This window comes from Ralstonia sp. 110700041-2 (assembly GCF_056280165.1).
Map to the genome: position 1 here is coordinate 100,477 of NZ_JBSFAI010000006.1, position 17,175 is coordinate 117,651.

At 62.8% G+C, this 17,175-nt stretch carries 19 protein-coding genes and 1 pseudogene; 10 read left to right on the forward strand and 10 right to left on the reverse strand.

What is annotated here, in order from left to right; genetic code table 11:
- The first annotated feature begins 573 nt into the window (after positions 1-573).
- Together ACUXH0_RS10455 and ACUXH0_RS10460 are read left to right on the forward strand one after the other, a co-directional pair.
- Positions 574-1,617: an MBL fold metallo-hydrolase gene (locus ACUXH0_RS10455; RefSeq protein ID WP_249262894.1), complete on the forward strand. Its 1,044-nt coding sequence runs from the start codon at positions 574-576 to the stop codon at positions 1,615-1,617.
- Positions 1,618-1,732: 115 nt separating this feature from the next.
- A pseudogene (locus ACUXH0_RS10460) lies at positions 1,733-2,113 on the forward strand (DNA-deoxyinosine glycosylase); the annotation flags it as partial.
- Positions 2,114-2,191: 78 nt separating this feature from the next.
- Here the strand turns inward: ACUXH0_RS10460 and ACUXH0_RS10465 are convergent.
- On the reverse strand, positions 2,192-2,923 hold the full coding sequence (locus tag ACUXH0_RS10465; RefSeq protein WP_012435190.1) for a type IV pili methyl-accepting chemotaxis transducer N-terminal domain-containing protein: 732 nt from the start codon (positions 2,921-2,923) through the stop codon (positions 2,192-2,194).
- 433 nt (positions 2,924-3,356) lie between these two features.
- On the opposite strand from ACUXH0_RS10465, the gene ACUXH0_RS10470 reads away from it, so the two are divergent.
- The 3 genes from ACUXH0_RS10470 to ACUXH0_RS10480 all read left to right on the forward strand — a co-directional run bounded on the left by ACUXH0_RS10470 (position 3,357) and on the right by ACUXH0_RS10480 (position 5,686).
- Complete coding sequence (locus ACUXH0_RS10470; RefSeq protein WP_024973127.1) at positions 3,357-3,866, forward strand: DUF1993 domain-containing protein; 510 nt, start codon at positions 3,357-3,359, stop codon at positions 3,864-3,866.
- A gap of 177 nt (positions 3,867-4,043) precedes the next feature.
- Positions 4,044-4,802, forward strand: a complete 759-nt coding sequence (locus ACUXH0_RS10475) for a tetratricopeptide repeat protein (protein WP_182594262.1) — start codon at positions 4,044-4,046, stop codon at positions 4,800-4,802.
- A gap of 8 nt (positions 4,803-4,810) precedes the next feature.
- Positions 4,811-5,686: a class I SAM-dependent methyltransferase gene (locus ACUXH0_RS10480; protein WP_182594263.1), complete on the forward strand. Its 876-nt coding sequence runs from the start codon at positions 4,811-4,813 to the stop codon at positions 5,684-5,686.
- A gap of 70 nt (positions 5,687-5,756) precedes the next feature.
- Here the strand turns inward: ACUXH0_RS10480 and ACUXH0_RS10485 are convergent, their stop codons facing one another.
- The 4 genes from ACUXH0_RS10485 to ACUXH0_RS10500 all read right to left on the reverse strand — a co-directional run bounded on the left by ACUXH0_RS10485 (position 5,757) and on the right by ACUXH0_RS10500 (position 9,012).
- On the reverse strand, positions 5,757-6,155 hold the full coding sequence (locus tag ACUXH0_RS10485; RefSeq protein WP_182594264.1) for a nuclear transport factor 2 family protein: 399 nt from the start codon (positions 6,153-6,155) through the stop codon (positions 5,757-5,759).
- A gap of 149 nt (positions 6,156-6,304) precedes the next feature.
- A complete protein-coding gene (locus tag ACUXH0_RS10490; RefSeq protein WP_024973123.1) occupies positions 6,305-7,480 on the reverse strand; it encodes a vWA domain-containing protein in 1,176 nt (391 codons plus the stop codon).
- Positions 7,481-7,496: 16 nt separating this feature from the next.
- Positions 7,497-8,105 carry a GNAT family N-acetyltransferase gene (locus tag ACUXH0_RS10495; RefSeq protein WP_182594265.1) on the reverse strand — a complete coding sequence of 203 codons (609 nt, stop codon included), beginning with the start codon at positions 8,103-8,105 and terminating at the stop codon, positions 7,497-7,499.
- A 13-nt stretch (positions 8,106-8,118) separates the two neighbouring features.
- A complete protein-coding gene (locus ACUXH0_RS10500; RefSeq protein ID WP_004629029.1) occupies positions 8,119-9,012 on the reverse strand; it encodes an AAA family ATPase in 894 nt (297 codons plus the stop codon).
- 300 nt (positions 9,013-9,312) lie between these two features.
- Between ACUXH0_RS10500 and ACUXH0_RS10505 the strand changes: the two genes are divergently transcribed.
- Positions 9,313-9,681 carry a c-type cytochrome gene (locus tag ACUXH0_RS10505; RefSeq protein ID WP_012435195.1) on the forward strand — a complete coding sequence of 123 codons (369 nt, stop codon included), beginning with the start codon at positions 9,313-9,315 and terminating at the stop codon, positions 9,679-9,681.
- A gap of 11 nt (positions 9,682-9,692) precedes the next feature.
- Positions 9,693-10,091 carry a c-type cytochrome gene (locus tag ACUXH0_RS10510; RefSeq protein WP_012435196.1) on the forward strand — a complete coding sequence of 133 codons (399 nt, stop codon included), beginning with the start codon at positions 9,693-9,695 and terminating at the stop codon, positions 10,089-10,091.
- A 68-nt stretch (positions 10,092-10,159) separates the two neighbouring features.
- On the opposite strand, the gene ACUXH0_RS10515 is transcribed toward ACUXH0_RS10510, so the two are convergent.
- Entirely contained in the window at positions 10,160-10,594 is a 435-nt protein-coding gene (locus ACUXH0_RS10515) for a DUF1841 family protein (protein ID WP_012435197.1), read from the reverse strand.
- Between the two features lie 118 nt (positions 10,595-10,712).
- Here ACUXH0_RS10515 and ACUXH0_RS10520 point away from each other — a divergent pair, with 118 nt between their 5' ends.
- Positions 10,713-11,648, forward strand: coding sequence for a DMT family transporter (locus tag ACUXH0_RS10520; RefSeq protein WP_182594266.1), 936 nt, complete (start codon positions 10,713-10,715; stop codon positions 11,646-11,648).
- Between the two features lie 72 nt (positions 11,649-11,720).
- Here the strand turns inward: ACUXH0_RS10520 and ACUXH0_RS10525 are convergent, their stop codons facing one another.
- A complete protein-coding gene (locus ACUXH0_RS10525) occupies positions 11,721-13,535 on the reverse strand; it encodes a S10 family peptidase (RefSeq protein WP_182594293.1) in 1,815 nt (604 codons plus the stop codon).
- The gene (locus ACUXH0_RS10530) at positions 13,507-13,908 is read right to left on the reverse strand and encodes a hypothetical protein (protein ID WP_182594267.1); all 402 of its coding nucleotides are present in this window, start codon (positions 13,906-13,908) and stop codon (positions 13,507-13,509) included. Before ACUXH0_RS10530 ends, ACUXH0_RS10525 begins: the two co-directional genes overlap by 29 nt.
- Before the next feature lie 232 nt (positions 13,909-14,140).
- On the opposite strand from ACUXH0_RS10530, the gene ACUXH0_RS10535 reads away from it, so the two are divergent.
- Positions 14,141-14,728 (forward strand): malonic semialdehyde reductase, encoded by a 588-nt coding sequence (locus ACUXH0_RS10535; protein ID WP_004629012.1) that lies wholly within the window; start codon positions 14,141-14,143, stop codon positions 14,726-14,728.
- 60 nt (positions 14,729-14,788) lie between these two features.
- Here ACUXH0_RS10535 and nth read toward each other — a convergent pair whose 3' ends face one another.
- Both nth and rsxB read right to left on the reverse strand, forming a co-directional pair.
- On the reverse strand, positions 14,789-15,433 hold the full coding sequence (nth, locus tag ACUXH0_RS10540) for an endonuclease III (RefSeq protein WP_024973118.1): 645 nt from the start codon (positions 15,431-15,433) through the stop codon (positions 14,789-14,791).
- Positions 15,434-15,447: 14 nt separating this feature from the next.
- Positions 15,448-16,278 (reverse strand): electron transport complex subunit RsxB, encoded by an 831-nt coding sequence (gene rsxB, locus ACUXH0_RS10545; RefSeq protein ID WP_182594268.1) that lies wholly within the window; start codon positions 16,276-16,278, stop codon positions 15,448-15,450.
- A gap of 140 nt (positions 16,279-16,418) precedes the next feature.
- Here rsxB and ACUXH0_RS10550 point away from each other — a divergent pair, with 140 nt between their 5' ends.
- Positions 16,419-17,114, forward strand: a complete 696-nt coding sequence (locus ACUXH0_RS10550) for a TetR/AcrR family transcriptional regulator (protein ID WP_182594269.1) — start codon at positions 16,419-16,421, stop codon at positions 17,112-17,114.
- The last annotated feature ends 61 nt before the right edge of the window (positions 17,115-17,175 follow it).

Genomic DNA, 17,175 nt, shown 5'->3' on the forward strand with positions numbered 1-17,175 from the left:
GGCAATCCCTGCCACGCACCTTGCGCGATCTGCGGAGGTCGGCAAGATTCGTACCGGTGCTCGTACGACCGGGGTTTCGGGGCCGCGGAGGCTGCGGCGGGACTGATTCCAGGCCAAAGTCGTTCAAGCATGAAGCAACCTGCGAATTGCATCGACTGAATTGCGTCGACTGATGTGCCTTGCCGCGCCGGATGCTTGATGCTCAGTCATCGCCGTATACGTTTACATAAGCCGGTTCTCGATCAGTGCGCCCACTCGATACCGTCGGCATTGTTTCAGTTCTGAAACGGCTTGGGCTCCGAATCGGCTCTCCGTGGCGATCAGGAACCCGAAAACCTTGTCCTGCCGATGTCAGCATGAATGTTGCTCCACATTGCCTCTGCGCACTCCCCAGCGACCGCGCTCCGACATACGTGTCGACTGGCAATGGCGACTTCAGCTCTGGCTTTCGTCGTGGCGTCGCCTGGAACGCATGCTCAGGAAAGCCTTGCCCCGCGATGGACGGAATGGATTTCTATGTGCCTTTGCCAAGGTGTCGGCAACCATTTTGATAATGGATGGTGACGGGTTGTCGTGTCGTTCAATCAGGTGTTTTTGATTTTGGTCAGCATCGTTCGAGTGATGGAGATGGAGATGAAAATCGGCCGGTTGTTGCTTGCGAGCATCGTTGTCTTGAGCCTCCTCCCTCTGAGGCGGGCGAGCGGCGAAGCAACGGAGACCCGAACCGGCACGCACCTCATCACGCTCGGTACGCGCGGCGGGCCGATTCCGGCCAAGGATCGGGCGCAGTCGTCGAATCTGTTGATCGTCAACGGGACGTACTACCTTGTAGACGCCGGTGATGGCGTGCTGCGCCGAGTGACGCAGGCGGGGGCTAATTTCCGGCAGATCGGGAAAGTGTTCATCACGCACGGCCACGACGATCACACTGCAGGTCTGGGTGCACTCATGTCAGTGGCATGGGATTTTCAGCGCCATGATCCCATCGACGTCTACGGCCCGCCCGGGACCGCCGCGCTCGTGAAAGGCGCGATTCAATATTTCACGGTGAATGCGGAAATCCGCTGGGCCGAAGGCAGGCGCACACCGCTTGGCGATGTCTTCGTTGGCCATGACGTTGCGCCGGGGCTGATCTACCAGGACCAGAACATCAAGGTCACTGCTGTGGAGAACACGCACTTCCATATTCCTGAAGGCAGCCCGTACCACGGCAAGTACAAATCCTATGCCTACCGTTTCCAGACCCCCGACCGTGTCATTGTCTTTACCGGTGACACTGGCCCCAGCGACGCAGTGACTGAGCTGGCAAGGGACGCCGATACCCTCGTGTCGGAGGTGGGCTCAAGCGAAGACGTTAAGCAGGTGTTCATCAAGAACGGGACTTGGCAAGGCATGACACCGGAGCAACAGGCGGCGCTCATGCGGCATGAAGTCGAGGAGCATCTAACGCCGGATGCTGTCGGAAAAATGGCGGCACGCGCTCATGTCAAAACGGTGGTGCTAACGCACCTGTTGCCGACGGTCAACGAGCATGACGATTATCAGCGCTACGTGCCTGAGGTGAAGAAATTCTTCTCCGGACAAGTGGTCGTTGCCAAGGACCTGATGGAGTTTTGACCCTACGTCCACTCAATTCAATCCATCTTCGCAACACAGTGGTCCCGGCCCGGGTCGTTCGCAATCATTCTGTGCGAGAAGCTTGCTGCCCAGGTGTCAAATTAACCAAAATATCAACCAGTTCTGGCGCCTGGCCGGCGAGGTGATCGGCCAGGATTTACCGGGCATGGAATACGCCGCGCGTTTGCAGGTGCTGCTTGCGCATCGCATCGGCCTGTGGGATGTGGTGGCCGAAGCCAAGCGCGAAGGCAGTCTCGACAGCAAGATCCGGGACCATGCCGGTAATGACCTTGCCGGCTTGATCGCCTCTTTGCCGGAACTGGCGCTCATTGCCTTTAACGGCGGCACCGCGTCGCGCATTGGCGTAAAGGCGCTGGGCGACATCGGCGACCGCCACACCATCCTCAAACTCCCTTCCAGCAGTCCGGCCTATGCAGCCGTGCCGTATGCCCAGAAGTTGGCGGCGTGGCAAGCGCTGCGTGAGTGGCTGTCGTAGCTTCCCGCTACCTGGTCTGCCCTTCGTACAAGCCGGTCACGTCATCCATCATCTGAAGAATGCGCTCGCTGGTTGCGATCAGCGCAGCGACATGTGCCCGAAGGTTTGCGATGCCGGCGTCGATGGCCGGCGCGTGCCGGCGCCGGACTGGCCGGCGTCGTTCGTGCCGACGACATTGCGGATCAGTTGGTCCATCTCCTGGATGATGTCTGCGAGCACCGTCGTGATGACCGAGAACTCGCGCCCGTAAGGACCCGCCCGCGCCGCGGAGACGCGCGCGTTCATGGCGACGATGTTGGCCTGCATCGAGATGCGGCCAAGGTGCGTGGCGATGTCCGCCTGACGCTTGCGCAGTGCGACTTCGCATACGTGCATTTCCTCCTGGTACGCCTGCGTGATGGTCTGTAGCAATTCCAGCATGGGCGTGGCCTGCGCGACGAGCGCATCGAGCGACGGGTTGCGGTGGGTCGTGCCGGTCGACAGGGTATCGATGGCGCTTTTGGCCAGCGCGATGAACTCGCGGACGCGAGCATCGCCGCGCAGCTTGCCCGAGTACAACTGACGCAATGCCTCCGAGAACGCGCCGGGCAACCGCGCATTGCCGTCCACAAGTTCGGTGTGTGCCGACGCGAATGTCGCCAGGCACGATCGTGCGATGTCGAGCGCGGCGGTATGACCCTGAGCCGCCAATACCATTTGCAGCACGATCCGCTGTGACAGCATGCGCTGCCGTCCGGACAGGTTGATCAGCTCACCAATGGTCTCGACGGACACATCGGCCGCGGAAGCCGGGAAGGAGGGAGCGTTCATGTCATGCCTTGCAGGTGGTGTCGGCGCTGATGGAATCGCGCCGGCCAGAAAAAAAACGCCCCGAAGCGAGACGGCGACGCACCGGTTGCCGGGGACGTGCCGTGTCGCCTCGGAGCGCCGTTGCCCCGGACGCTCCTGTGCGGAGCGCGTTATCGCGAAGTGCCAAGGTAGATCAAGGCCGCCGTTGGCCTTGTCCTTGCCGATGCAATAGCCATGCCACGCAAGAGAGGCCGGCGGGCCCGTCGATCCGCACACGCCAAGAGGTTCTGCCGCACTAATCTCGTGCCAGATGCCTCATGACGAGGCATGCGCGTGCGCCATGCACCGGCCGAATCGCTGGCCTACACTGTGCCCTGCGCAAGAGCGCGCTGCCGCAGGGTCGCGCAGAAGATCGTCGGCGGCCACAACGATGGATACCAAGGAAAGCACTCCCATGACCACACCTTCGATGTACGAGTTTCTCGTACCGACTGCCAACCGCATGCTCGGCAACCTGTCGGCGCTGCTCGACAAGGCGGCTGCCCACGCAGAAGCGAAGAAGTTCGACCCGGCCAATCTGATGACCGCGCGTCTGGCGCCAGACATGCATCCGTTCACGCGGCAGGTGCAGATTGCCTGTGATCAGGCCAAGGGCGGCGCGGCGCGTTTGTCGGGCAACGAGGTGCCGTCGTACCCGGATGTGGAGACGACCATTCCAGAGCTGAAGGCGCGCATTGCCAAGACACTGGAGTTCGTCAACAGCATCGACCCCGCGGCATTTGCCGGCAGCGAAGATCGCCAGATCACGCTCAAGAGCCCGACACGTGAACTGCAGTTCACGGGCCTGGATTATCTGCGCGGTTTCGTGCTGCCGAACCTGTATTTCCATGTCACCACGGCTTACGCGCTGCTGCGCCACAACGGCGTGGAAATCGGCAAGCTGGACTTCCTGGGTCATCCCTGAGGTTCGCTTCGCTAAGGCCATTGCCCCATCGACCCTGAAGACCGGCTCTATGCCGCTTCCGGGCGAGCAGGGCGCAAACGTCAAGGGCGCGGCATCCCCCCGCCGCAGCGCATCTGTCACAATCGCGCCCGAGGCCGACGCGGGGGGCGTCGGTGCATTTCACTATCGGGCCTTCACATGCCGTTTCTTGGAATCGGGTTTCACGTCATCGTCGCGCTGTTCTTTGCGGTGCACGTCGTGCGCAACAACCAGAACATGTACTGGTTGTTCATCCTGTTTGCGTTCCCGCTGCTGGGCAGCGTGGTGTATTTCTTCGCGATCTATCTTCCGGAGATGCGCCACTCGCGCGGCGCCCGCGTTGCCAGCCGCGCTGTGACGCAACTGATCGATCCGAACCGCGCCGTGCGCGAAGCCCGCAACGATTTCGACCGCGCGCCGACCGTGCAGCACCGCCTGCATCTGGGCGAAGCACTGCTGGAAGCCGGCGACGCGAAGGAAGCACGCCAGCACTTCGAGCAAGCGGCCACCGGCCCATTTGCTGGCGACCCGGCCGTGCTGCTCGGCCTGGCTCGCGCGCAGTTTGCCACCGGCGACGCGGCACTCGCCAGGGACACGCTCGACAAACTGTTCGAAGCGCATCGGGTGACGCGCCAGCAGCCCGAGCCGACATTGCTGTACGCACGCGCATTGGCCGCAACCAACGCGCCGAATACGCGTGAAGCCTTCGAGCAAGCGCTGACCTGCGCGAACGATGCCGCCGCCCGTTGCCTCTTCGGCGAATGGCTGCTCGCGCAGAACAACGACGCCGACAAACGGCGCGCGCAGGCCCTGTTTGAAGAAATCCTGCGCGACGCCAAGCACTGGACGCGCTATGCCAAAGACCACAATCGCGAATGGCTGCAGCGTGCAGCGGCCGCTCAGTCTTCTTCCCGTTGACCCGCTTTATGACGCTGTTGAAACGTAAATCCATCGAGGCCGTCGCCTCGCGCCGTCCGGCCCGTGCCAAGCGCGAAGACCGCCAGACCCACGATGACGAACCGAAGCGCATGGCCCCGCGCTTTGCGCCGGTCACGTTCTCTGAACTGGCCGGTGTGCGCTATCTGCACTTTGGTACGGAATGGGTGCAGGGCGCCATGCGCCTGTCCAAGCCCGATGCCATCGAACTGGAATACGCGCAGCAGATGATGGCGTGGCTGCTGTTTCTCGACCCGGCCGCACGAGCGGACTTCCACGTCGTGCAACTCGGTCTGGGGGCTGCAGCGCTCACCAAGTTCTGCCATCGTCATCTCGCGCCGGCGCAGGTGACGGCAGTGGAGCTGAACCCGTCCGTGATCGTCGCGGCGCGCAGCATGTTCGGCCTGCCGTTTGACGACGCGCGGTTGAGCGTGCTCGAACAGGACGCCTACGACTGGGTGATGGACGCCAGCCACCACGGCACAGTCGATGCGCTGCAGATCGACCTGTACGACGCCACCGCGCGCGGCCCCGTGCTCGATACGCCCGCGTTCTACAAGGCTTGCCGCCAGGTGTTGCGCTCGCCGGGTGTGATGACGATCAACCTGTTTGGCGATCACACCAGCTTTCCGCGCAATATCGAGCGCATTTGTGACGCGTTCGACAATCGCGTGCTTGTCTTCCCTGAAGTGCACGATGGCAATGTGATCGCGCTGGCGTTCAATGGGCCGCCGCTGCACGTCAGTTGGGAAGATGTGCAGACGCGGGCTGCCGCGCTGCAGGCCTCGCTCAAGCTGCCGACCAAGGGCTGGGCCGACGGTTTGCGCAGTGCCAACGCCGGCCAGGAAGACGCGCTGTCGATCTGATCGGTGCTGCGCGCCGTCCCATGCAAAACGCCCCGATTTGCGGGGCGTTTGCTTTTGTTTGGAGGCGCACTCAGGCGGCGTCGCCCATACCTGGCATTTGATCGATGAAGCCGGTCACCGCCTGCATGCGGCCACCTTCAAGGCGCACGAAGTCGGTGCCCTTGACCAGCGCCTGTCCATCGGGGCCGAGCGTCCATCGGAAGCGGATCGTGTCCTGCACCACATCCGCGCCGCCGTCGCGCGCAAAGCGGAAACCCGGGAACTTGGCCTGCACGCCCGCAATGAGCGCCTCGATGCCGTCATGGCCGGCGCCCTGCATCAGCGGATCGACATACGTGGCGCTCTCAGTCCAGGTTTGCGCGACGAGCGCGCGGCGTTGCGCAGCGTCTGTTGCGTTCCATGCGGCGATGTAACGGTCGACCAGCGTATCGGCGAGCGTGTCGTTGGCGGCGAGTTGGGTGGATGTCATGACGTTTCTCCGTTCGAAGTGGGGCGCTTGCCCAGCGCGGTGACGGATCATGCGCTGGATGGCTTCATCTTCGGCGCCAGCGTGGATGGTGTCGATTACGCGTCAGGTAATCGCCGCGTTCCATGCCCGGAGAAACGCGAGGAGGCGCGTTACTTGGATAACAACCGCATCGCCGATTCCAACCCGGCAATCGTCACCGGATACATCCGCGTCTTAACGATCTGATTGATGACCGAGATGGACTGGCGGTACTCCCACAGGCCCTCCGGCTCGGGGTTGAGCCAGACGAACTTCGGGAACTGTTCGATCAGGCGCTTGAGCCACGTGGCGCCCGCTTCGGCGTTGTTGTATTCGACCGAGCCGCCCGCCTGCAGGATTTCGTACGGGCTCATGGTCGCATCGCCCACGAAGATCAGTTTGTAGTCGGGCGGGTATTTGCGGATGACGTCCCAGGTGGAGAACCGCTCCGCATGACGGCGGCGGTTGTTCTTCCACAGCCATTCGTAGACGCAGTTGTGGAAGTAGTAATACTCGAGGTGCTTGAACTCGGTTTTGGCGGCGGAGAAGAGTTCTTCCACGCGCTTGATGTGGTCGTCCATCGAGCCGCCCACATCCATCAGCATCAGCACCTTGACGTTGTTGTGCCGCTCGGGGCGCATCTTGATGTCGAGCAGGCCGGCATTGGCGGCGGTGGAGTGGATGGTGTCGTCCAGGTCCAGCTCGATATCGGCCCCATCGCGCGCGAACTTGCGCAGGCGGCGCAGCGCCACCTTGATGTTGCGTGTGCCGAGTTCAACGGTGTCGTCGTAGTCCTTGTACGCGCGCGCTTCCCATACCTTGACCGCAGTGCGGTTGCCCTTCGATGGCCCGCCGATGCGGATGCCTTCCGGGTTGTAGCCGCCGTGCCCGAACGGCGACGTGCCACCCGTGCCGATCCACTTGTTGCCGCCTTCGTGGCGCTCGTGCTGCTCGTTCAGCAGTTCTTTCAGCCGCTCCATCAGCTTGTCGAGGCCGCCCATGGCCTCGATCTTGGCCTTCTCCTCGGGCGACAGTTCGCGCTCCAGCTTCTTGGTGAGCCAATCCAGCGGAATGTCCGCGCGCCAATCGACCGCGCCTTCCACGCCCTTGAAGTAGGCGCCGAACGCTTGGTCAAACTTGTCGAAGTGCTTTTCGTCCTTGACCAGCGTCATGCGCGCCAGGAAGTAGAACTCGTCGAGCGACGGCGCGATGACCTGCTGCTTGAGCCCTTCAAGCAGCGTCAGGTATTCCTTGACCGAAACCGGCAGCTTGGCGTGCCGCAGGGTGAAGAAGAAGTCGATGAGCATGCTGGTCCTCCGGCGCTCAGGCGCGCGGTTGCTCGAGCTTGTATTGCAGATGGCGTTTCACGGTCAGCCATTCCGATTCGATGATCGAGAACACGACCGTGTCGCGGAAGCTGCCGTCCGGCATGCGCTGGTGATTGCGCAGCACGCCGTCCTGCTTGGCGCCGAGGCGGGCGATGGCGGCTCGGCTCTGGTGATTCATCCAGTGCGTACGGAATTCCACCGCAATGCAGCGCAGTGTCTCGAATGCGTGCGTGAGCAGCAGCAACTTGCATTCGGTGTTGACGGCCGTGCGCTGTACGGATTTGGCGTACCACGTGTGGCCAATTTCGAGCCGGCGGTTGGCTTCGTCCACGTTGAAGAGGCGCGTGGCACCGACCACCTTGCCCGGCTGCCCATCGTGCATCTCTCGCACGACGAACGGCATGGCGCCCAGGCGTTCGCGCATGTCGAGGGCAATGGCCAGCCACTCGCCGGTCTTGTCTGGCGAGGGCACCGAGGTGTACCAGAGCTTCCACAGCTCGCCATCGGCGGCCGCGGCGCGCACCTCGTCCTCGTGCTCTGGGCCGAGCGGCTCCAGCCAGGCGTGCGGGCCGGACAGCGTGACGGGCTCGATCAGGCGCGGCATGGTGTGGGCTGGCTCAGCGGTTGGCGCGGTTCATGAACACCAGGCGCTCGAACAGGTGCACGTCCTGTTCGTTCTTGAGCAACGCCCCGTGCAGCGGCGGAATCGCAGCGTTCTTGTCTTGGCTGCGCAGCGATTCCGGCGGAATGTCTTCCGCCAGCAGCAGCTTGAGCCAGTCGATCAGCTCGGATGTCGACGGCTTTTTCTTCAGCCCCGGCAGGTTGCGCATCTCATAGAACGCATCCAGTGCGGCCTTGACCAACGCGGGCTTGATGCCGGGGTAGTGCACGTCGACGATGGCCTGCATCGTCTCGGCATCCGGAAACTTGATGTAGTGGAAGAAGCAACGGCGCAGGAAGGCGTCGGGCAACTCCTTCTCGTTGTTCGACGTGATGATCACCAGCGGGCGGTGTCTGGCGCGGATGGTTTCACGCGTTTCGTACACGTAGAACTCCATACGATCCAGTTCGCGCAGCAGATCGTTCGGAAATTCGATGTCAGCCTTGTCGATTTCGTCGATCAGCAGCACGACCGGCTCGTCCGCCTCGAAGGCCTGCCAGAGCACGCCCTTGACGATGTAGTTGCGGATGTCGTGGACCCGGTTGCTGCTTTCCTGGTCGCCCAGCTGCGAGTCGCGCAGGCGCGAGACGGCGTCGTATTCGTACAGGCCCTGCTGCGCCTTGGTGGTCGACTTCACGTGCCACTGCAGCAGCGGCATGCCCAGCGCGGCGGCCACTTCCTCAGCCAGCATGGTCTTGCCCGTGCCCGGCTCGCCCTTGATGAGCAGCGGGCGCTGGAGCGTCATCGACGCGTTGACGGCAAGCTTGAGGTCATCGGTGGCGACGTACTGGTCGGAGCCTTCGAAGCGTGAGCGCTGGTTGGATGGGGCAGGCGAGGTGGTGGTGTTCATCGTGCAAGCCTACTGAGCGGTAAAAGATTTGGAAGCGGCCAGTATAAGAGCATTTGGGCGTTTGACGCCGGGCGGCAGCGGGGCGGATGCGTCGTGCCATTCCTTGCTGTCAAGTCACGGGAGCCCTAACTGGACTGGCAAAAAAGCGGTGCGGTACAATGCGCCGGTTTGACGCACCTCAAATGACCGTCTTCTGGCTTGTTGCCAACGGCGGGTGAATGCGCCCAGCGAGACAGCCGGCTGAGACGAGCCAAGCCGGCAGGGCGAGCAGGATTCTGAAACTCCACGCTTAAGAACGAGATGAAAAAGATCCTCACCATGGTGGCCGCCTTGGGCACATTAGGCGCACTGTCCGCCGCAGCCAACAGCGCCGCCGCTGCCGACGTTCAGGGCAACGCGGCCGCCGCCGAGAACAAGGTCGCCATGTGTATCGGCTGCCATGCCATCCCCGACTACAAGACGTCGTTCCCCGAGGTGTATCGCGTGCCCTATCTGGGCGGCCAGAACGCCAAATACATTGAAAGCGCGCTGCATGCGTATCAAAAGGGTGACCGCAAGCACCCGACCATGCGCGCCATCGCCGGGTCGCTGACTGACCAGGACATCGCCAACCTGGCCGCCTACTACGCGGCGCAGACGCCGGCCACCCAAAACAATCCGCAGAAGTGACGAGGAACAATATGAAGAAGATCTCCCTCGCAATCTCGTTCAATCTTGGCGCGCTGATGCTGGCTGCCACCGTGTCGGCGCAAGCTGCCGATATTGAAAAGGGCAAGCAACTGGTGGAGAAGGGCGCTTGCGTGGCCTGCCATGGCGCCGGCCTGAACGCGCCGATCTCGCCGGACTATCCGAAGCTCGCCGGCCAGCACGGCGACTATATCTATCACGCGCTGCTGGCCTATCAGACCAGCAACAACCCGCTGGTGGGTCGCAGCAACGCCATCATGGCGGGCCAGGTCAACAGCAACCCTGCCACGATCGGTGCCGACGGCAAGCCGCGTCCCTTCACGCAGGCTGAGCTGAAGGATATTGCCGCGTACATCGAATCGCTGCCGGGCTCGCTGGTGCTGAAGAAGTGATGCGGCATCGCCGGTCAAAAAAAAACCGCTCTTCGGAGCGGTTTTTTGTTGGCGTTCGAGCATCAGATTCAGCGGGCAGTGGCGCGCTTGCGCACGCATTCGATATAGGCGTCGCCGTCGGGCGGCAGGCCGGTGCGCTGCGCCGTCCACAGCATCTGGCCCAGGCATTCCATCACCTGATGGTGCGCTTCGTGCGGCGAGTCGAGCCGCTGGGCCAGCGCTTCATACGCAGCGCGAATGCCGCGCGGCTGATCCACGGACACCTGCTCGCTGATCGACAGGTGCATCGACAGGTGCAGGAACGGGTTGCTCTGGCCGCTTTCCGGCGTGTAGTCGCGGGCGAGCGCTTCTTCGCCGGCTTCCAGGGTGTCGTGGTATTCGGGATGCTGCAGCATCCAGTCGAGCGCCATGGCCTCGAGCGGCGTGAGGATTTCTGCCTGGCGGTGCTTGCGCCACGCGCCGCAGAAGAATTGACGGACTTCGTCGCGGGAGGGATTGAACATGATTTCGCCATTGTACCGGCGCGCCTTCATGCCTGCCGGGCCGCTTGGCGAGACGGCAACGCTACAATGGCCGCCCCGCACCCGCAGACGGCGACACCAAACAAAAACGCCGCACGCCATGAGACAAGCCGCCGATTCCTCCCTCGCCGCACGCGCCGCCGACAAGCTCCTCGGCGTGATGCTGATCGCCGTGTCCGCCGCATCCTTCGGCGCGATGGCCATCTTCACGCATTACGCCTATGCGAGCGGCGCCAATGTGGTCGGTCTGCTGATCGTGCGCTTTGTGATCGCGGCCGCCTCGCTGATGGCTGTGATGCGTGTTCGTCGCATCGGCATCCCGCCGTGGTCGCGCGTGGTGGGGCTGGCGGCGATGGGCGGCATCGGCTATGCCGGACAGTCGTTCGCGTTTTTCACGGCGTTGAACTACGCACCGGCCAGCCTGGTGGCGCTGCTGCTGTACCTGTATCCGATGTTCGTGACAGTGCTGGCAGCGATTTTCCTGCGCGAGCGGCTGACCGCCACGGCAATCATCGCGCTGGTGCTGTGCTCGGTGGGGGCGGGGCTGACAGTGGGCGGTGCAGGGCTGTCGGGGGGCAGCGTGCTTGGCATTGCGCTCGGCGTGGCTTCCGCGGTGATCTACTCGATCTACATCACGGTCGGTGCCCGTGTGACGCGCGGTGTGGATCCGTTGGCGTGCACGACCGTTATCTGTACCGCTGCGGCCGTCGTGTACACGGGCATGGCGCTGGCTGGCGCGCCCGTGCACCTGCCCGGCACATTCGGGGGCTGGGCAGCGGCGCTCGCCATTGCCGGCTTGTCGACCGTGGTGGCGATCCTGTCCTTCTTTGCCGGCCTGCAGAAACTGGGGGCGGCGCAGGCGTCGATGCTGTCGACGCTGGAGCCGGTGGTGACCGTGCTGCTCGCGGCGTTGCTGCTCGGCGAGTCGATCGCGCCCATGCAGATGACAGGCGGCGCATTGATCCTGGCGGGCGTGCTGTGGTTGACCCGCGCAGATGCCAAGCCTGCCGGTCACAGCGCGGACGAAATGGCCTGAAGCGGAATCTTCACGCCCCACAAAAAACCGCCCAGCAAGAACTGGGCGGTTTTGCTTTCGGCCTTCAGGCGGTTACTTCTTTGGGCCGCTCGGCAGGCGTTGCAGGCTCTGCACCCGCATCAGGGCCGGACGATCGGCCATCACGCCATCGTAGAACGAAGCCAGGTCACCCTTGAGTGCGGTGCGCGACGCATCGTTCAGATAGATCATGTGGCCGGACGGGTAATTCTTGATCGTCAGGTTTTTCGCCTTCAGCGTCGGGTCGAGCGGCATTTGCGCCAGCGTCAGCTCGGTCTGGTGGAACGGCGTGACGGCGTCGAAATAGCCGCTGGCCTGCAGCACCTTCAGGTCGGGGTTCAGGCTCATCGTCGAGGCGAGATCGCCGGCGGTGTACAGCGTGTTGCCGCCGCCCTTGTTGGCGCCCGTCGGGTCGACGTGGCTGAAATCCCAGTTGTTGAACACGGCGTCGTTCAGGTCCACGAACGAGGAGGTCGACGTGTACTTGAGCTGGGTGTTCAGGTAGCTGTTCCAAAGCACCGTGTACGCGCCCCCGATATTCGAGATCGACGGATCGTTGCTGCCCGAGTTCGGCAAGATGAACGGCGCGATGCCCTGGCCCGTGTAGTTGGCGCGGCCGTCATACTGGCCGATCTGGATGCCCGGGTTGAGCGTCAGGAAGAACGTGTACGGCGGGTTGTTGTTCTGCGACGGCACGTTGCCCAGCGCCGCCGGGTTGCCGAACGTCTGGATCAGCGAGACCGGATCGGTGCCGATGTACGAGCCCATCGTCTGCGCCGTCGACAGGTTCAGGTTCAGGCGCACGTTGACGAACCCGCCATCTGCGGCGCTCGGCGCTTGTGCCAGCGGGGCGAGCGTGTTGTCGGCGTAGTTGCGGGCCTGGACCATGTAGCCGTCGAGGTCGGTCGGTGCCGGGTTGAGCGTCGTCTTCTTCCAGTAGAACGCGTCGGCGGCCAGCGTCGGGAAGGTGCCGACGGCCGAGAGTGCATTCGCGTAGTCAAGGATCGACGATTGCAGCGTGATCCCGTTCAGCTCGATACCGTCTTCATGCAGCACCCACGACAGCACCGCACTGCGCGCCGTGCCATACGACTCGCCGTACAGGAACTTGGGTGAGTTCCAGCGCGAGTTCTTGGTCAGGTAGCGCTGGATGAAGCGGTCGATGGAGCGGGCGTCCTGGTCGGTGCCCCAGAAGTCTTTGTTCTTGGCCGGTGCAATGGCGGCCGAATATCCGGTGCCTACCGGGTTGATGAACACGAGATCGGAGCGGTCGAGCAGGCTGTCCGGGTTGTCGGGCAGCTTGTACGGCGCCGGGGGCGTGAAGTTCGGGAACGACGACTGCAGCCGCTTCGGCCCGAACGAGCCCAGCAGCAGGAACACCGACGACGAGCCCGGGCCGCCGTTATAGAAGAACGTCACCGGACGCGGCTTCGATGGATCGGGATTGTCCTGCGTGTAGGCCACGTAGAACATCGTCGCGTTGGATCGCGAGGTGACCGGGTCGATGGTGGTCAGGTGGCCGGCGGTGGCTGTGTAGGCGATGCTCTTGCCGCCGATCGTCACCGTGTGATGCGTGACGGCCGCGCTTTCGCCCGGATCGGCGGCAAGCGCGTCGTTGGGCCCGGTGCCGTAGACGTTCGGGTCGACGTAAGGCTGGTCGGGCGGCACGGCGGCCGTTACCGGCTGCGTGGTGGCGTTGCCGGCGTTGCCGGCGTTGGTGGCTACGCCGCTGGGATTGGCCGTGGCGGAAGAGTCTCCGCCGCCGCAACCCGCCAGCAGCACCGCGGACAGCGCTGCGGCCGCAAACGATACACCGAGGGTCCGGGACAATCCTGCAAAATCACTGGTCGATAACCTGGATTTTTTCATGGCGATAATGGCCTTCTTCAGGGTGACGAACACCATCACTTAAAACGTGTGGTTTTAAGTGGGCTCCATATTCGATTTGCGTTTTGTCATTTCTATACGACGCGAAACGAATATTCTGATTTCCCGCCTTGTTTGCGGAAATTAATGCAATCGGTTTTTGTTTGGCAAAAGAAGCCCCCGAAATCCGATCGGATTTCAAAAATAGAACAGCTCTGGAGTCAAGCCCGCAGCTAATTTGCGCAAAGTCTGCAACGGTCCGTGCAAAAGCGTCGGGATGAATGCGGCTACGCGCCTGCTTTAATTCGGGCGCGAATCCGATACGTCCAGCTCTGCGGGTAATGCAATGACGAACGAAAAAGTAGTTCGTAAGCAAACCGTTGTAAAGGGCTGTTTTTTATCGTACGCGATGCACTGTAAAAATGACCATACTGATGCTGGCGTATCGCGGCAATTGCGATTAAATACAAAGAAGGCATGCCGTTTTTTCTAAAGCCACGGGACTGTCGATGGAGGGCGGGGGTGCTCATCGGGGGGGGCAGGTGTCCGGCGCGTGCGGATACGGCGCATTACAATGCGGTCCTCAACTTTTTCCGGAGCACCCTGCAATGCCGATGCTTGAACCGTCCGCGCTGGACCAACTGTTCCACGCAGCCCGTACGCATAACGTGTGGCTGGACAAGCCGGTCGATGACGAACTGCTGCACACGTTGTACGACACCGTGAAGTACGGCCCGACCGCCGCCAACAGCACGCCGGCCCGCTTCGTGTTCGTCAAGAGCGCTGCCGCCAAGGAACGCCTGATTCCGTGCATGTCGGCCGGCAATCAGGAAAAGACCCGCCAGGCACCCGTGGCCGTGATCGTCGCGTATGACACGCAATTCCACGAGCAACTGCCCAAGCTGTTCCCGCACACCGATGCGCGTTCCTGGTACGCCGGCGACCAAGCCAAGATCAATGCGGCCGCGCTGATGAACGGTTCGCTGCAGGGCGGCTATCTGGTGCTCGCCGCGCGCGCCCTGGGCCTGGACTGTGGCCCGATGGCCGGCTTCGATGCCAACAAGGTAAATGAGACGTTCTTCCCCGATGGCCAGTGGAAGGTCAACTTCATCATGAACATTGGCTACGGCGACGCCGAGAAGCTGCACCCGCGCAACCCGCGCCTGTCGTTTGAAGAGGCGTGCAAGATCGTTTGATCGACTCCCGGCCGCACAAAGAAAACGGGGACTCGCATCAGACGGTGCAGTCCCCGTTTTTTATTCCTTCGGCGCTGGCGTCTTCGGCCTGAATTCACACAGCGGCTCGATGGCGCAATGCCAACACTCGGGTTTGCGCGCCTTGCACACATAGCGTCCATGCAGGATCAACCAGTGGTGCGCGTCCTGCCGAAACGCTTCCGGCACCACCTTCAGCAGCTTCAGCTCGACCTCAAGGACGTTCTTGCCCGGCGCCAGCCCGGTGCGATTGGCCACGCGAAAGATGTGCGTGTCCACCGCGATCGTCGGCTCACCGAAGGCCGTGTTCATCACCACGTTGGCTGTCTTGCGGCCCACACCGGGCAACTCTTCTAGCGCAGCGCGCTCACGCGGCACTTCACCGCCGTACTGGTCGAGCAGGATGCGGCACGTCTGCAGGATGTGCTTGCACTTGGTGCGATACAGCCCGATGGTCTTGATGTATTCGGTGATGCCTTCCTCGCCCAGCGCCAGCAGCTTGGCAGGCGTGTTGGCCACCGGAAACAGCTTGCGCGTCGCCTTGTTCACGCCCACGTCGGTCGCCTGTGCGGACAGCAGCACTGCGATCAGCAGCTCGAACGGCGTGGTGTATTCCAGCTCGGTGGTCGGCGTCGGGTTGTTTTCGCGCAGTGTCTCGAAGATGGCGTGGCGCTTGGCGGGATTCATCGTCGGGGCAGGGGTCAGGGTTTTTCTGCGTCGGGTTTGGCGCTGTGTTCGATCTGGCTGGCGATGCGCTTGCGGCGGGCTTCAGCCTCGTCAATCTGGGCTTGCACATCCGCCGATACGTTGGTCACGTTGCGCGGGCCTTGCCCGCGCGCAGCCATCTCGGCCTGTTTCTGGCGCGCCCGTTCAATGGCCGCTTGGATGATCGCCTTCTTGCGCGCCTGCGCGGCAAGCTCAGCCTCATCGGCCGGTTGTTCAGCGCTGAGGGCAGCGAGTTTCGCCGCTGCCTTGGCGGCGAGGCGCGCTTCGTTCTCGGCTTGTTCGCGCTTGAGGCGCGCGTTGCGGAAGACGTAGCGGTCCCGCGCGACATCGGCCTGTTGCTGGCTCCAGGCATCCCAGCCCGTGCGGTCGCCGGTGACAGGGACCATGTCGATGCAATCGACAGGGCAGGGCGCCACGCAGAGATCGCAGCCGGTGCACCACTCTTCGAGCACCGTGTGCATTGCCTTGGGCGCGCCCACGATGGCGTCGACCGGGCACGCCTGGATGCACAGCGTGCAGCCGATGCAGCGTTCCGGGTCGATGACGGCGATGGCGCGAGGCTGTTCGATGCCGTTGGAAGGGTCCAGCGGGAGCAGGTCATCCGTGCGACCGAGCGCGTCGGACAGCCGGAGAATACCTTCAGCGCCGCCAGGTGGGCAGCGGTTGGGTAGCGCCTCGCCGCTGGCCATGGCTTCAGCGTAGGGGCGGCAGCCGTTGTAGCCGCACTTGGTGCATTGCGTTTGCGGCAAGAGGTTTTCGAGCCGGTCGGCCAAGGATGCGGCCACTGCGGGGACCAAGGAAACCACGATGGGACTTGTCGTTTGAATAGCCTGCCATTATCGCCGATTTGGCCCCCGCGCAAGGCGTGCATGCCCTGACATCGCATACGGCGGGCATGTCTTGACCGTATGACATAATTCCTGCGTTCTAAACGGACCGACGTGCCATGCCGTCTCATCCAGCCGCGCCACTCGCCGACATCGAAGCCGATGCTCACGGCGAATCCGCCGCACCCCGCACGCGTCGCGACCCCGCCGGCACGCGCCGACGCATCCTTGCTGCTGCGATCGAAGAGTTTGCGCGCGGTGGGTTTGCAGGCGCGCGCGTTGACGCCATCGCCCGTCGCGCCGAGACCAACGAGCGCATGCTGTATTACTACTACGGCAGCAAGGAAAAACTCTTCCTGACCGTGCTCGAGCACATGTATTTCCGCTTCAAAGAGGCGGAAGAGCAGGTACAGATCGAGTCGTCCGACCCGCGTGAAGCGGTCATCCAGCTTGCGCGGTTCGTCTGGGATTTCTATTACGAGAACCCCGAGTTCATCCGTTTGCTCAACAGCGAAAACCTGCACGAGGCGCGACATCTGAAGACGTCGCCGCACCTGGTCGAGCTGGTCAACCCGGTCATCGAGGTGCTGCGCGGCGTGGTGGAGCGCGGCCAGCGCAGCGGCATCTTTCGTGACGACATCGATGTGTCGCGCCTGTACCTCACGATTTCGGCGCTCGGCTATTACGTGCTGTCCAACCGCTACACGATCAGTGCCGTGGTGGGCCGCGACATTGCCTCGGCCGACGAGCACGAGGCGTTCGCACAGCTGCATATCAAGATGCTGCTGGCGTATCTGGAGCGGCCCAAGGGCTGATCGGCCGAAGCGCCATCGCACAACAAAAAAGCCTCGCGGTTGCGAGGCTTTTTCTTGGGGG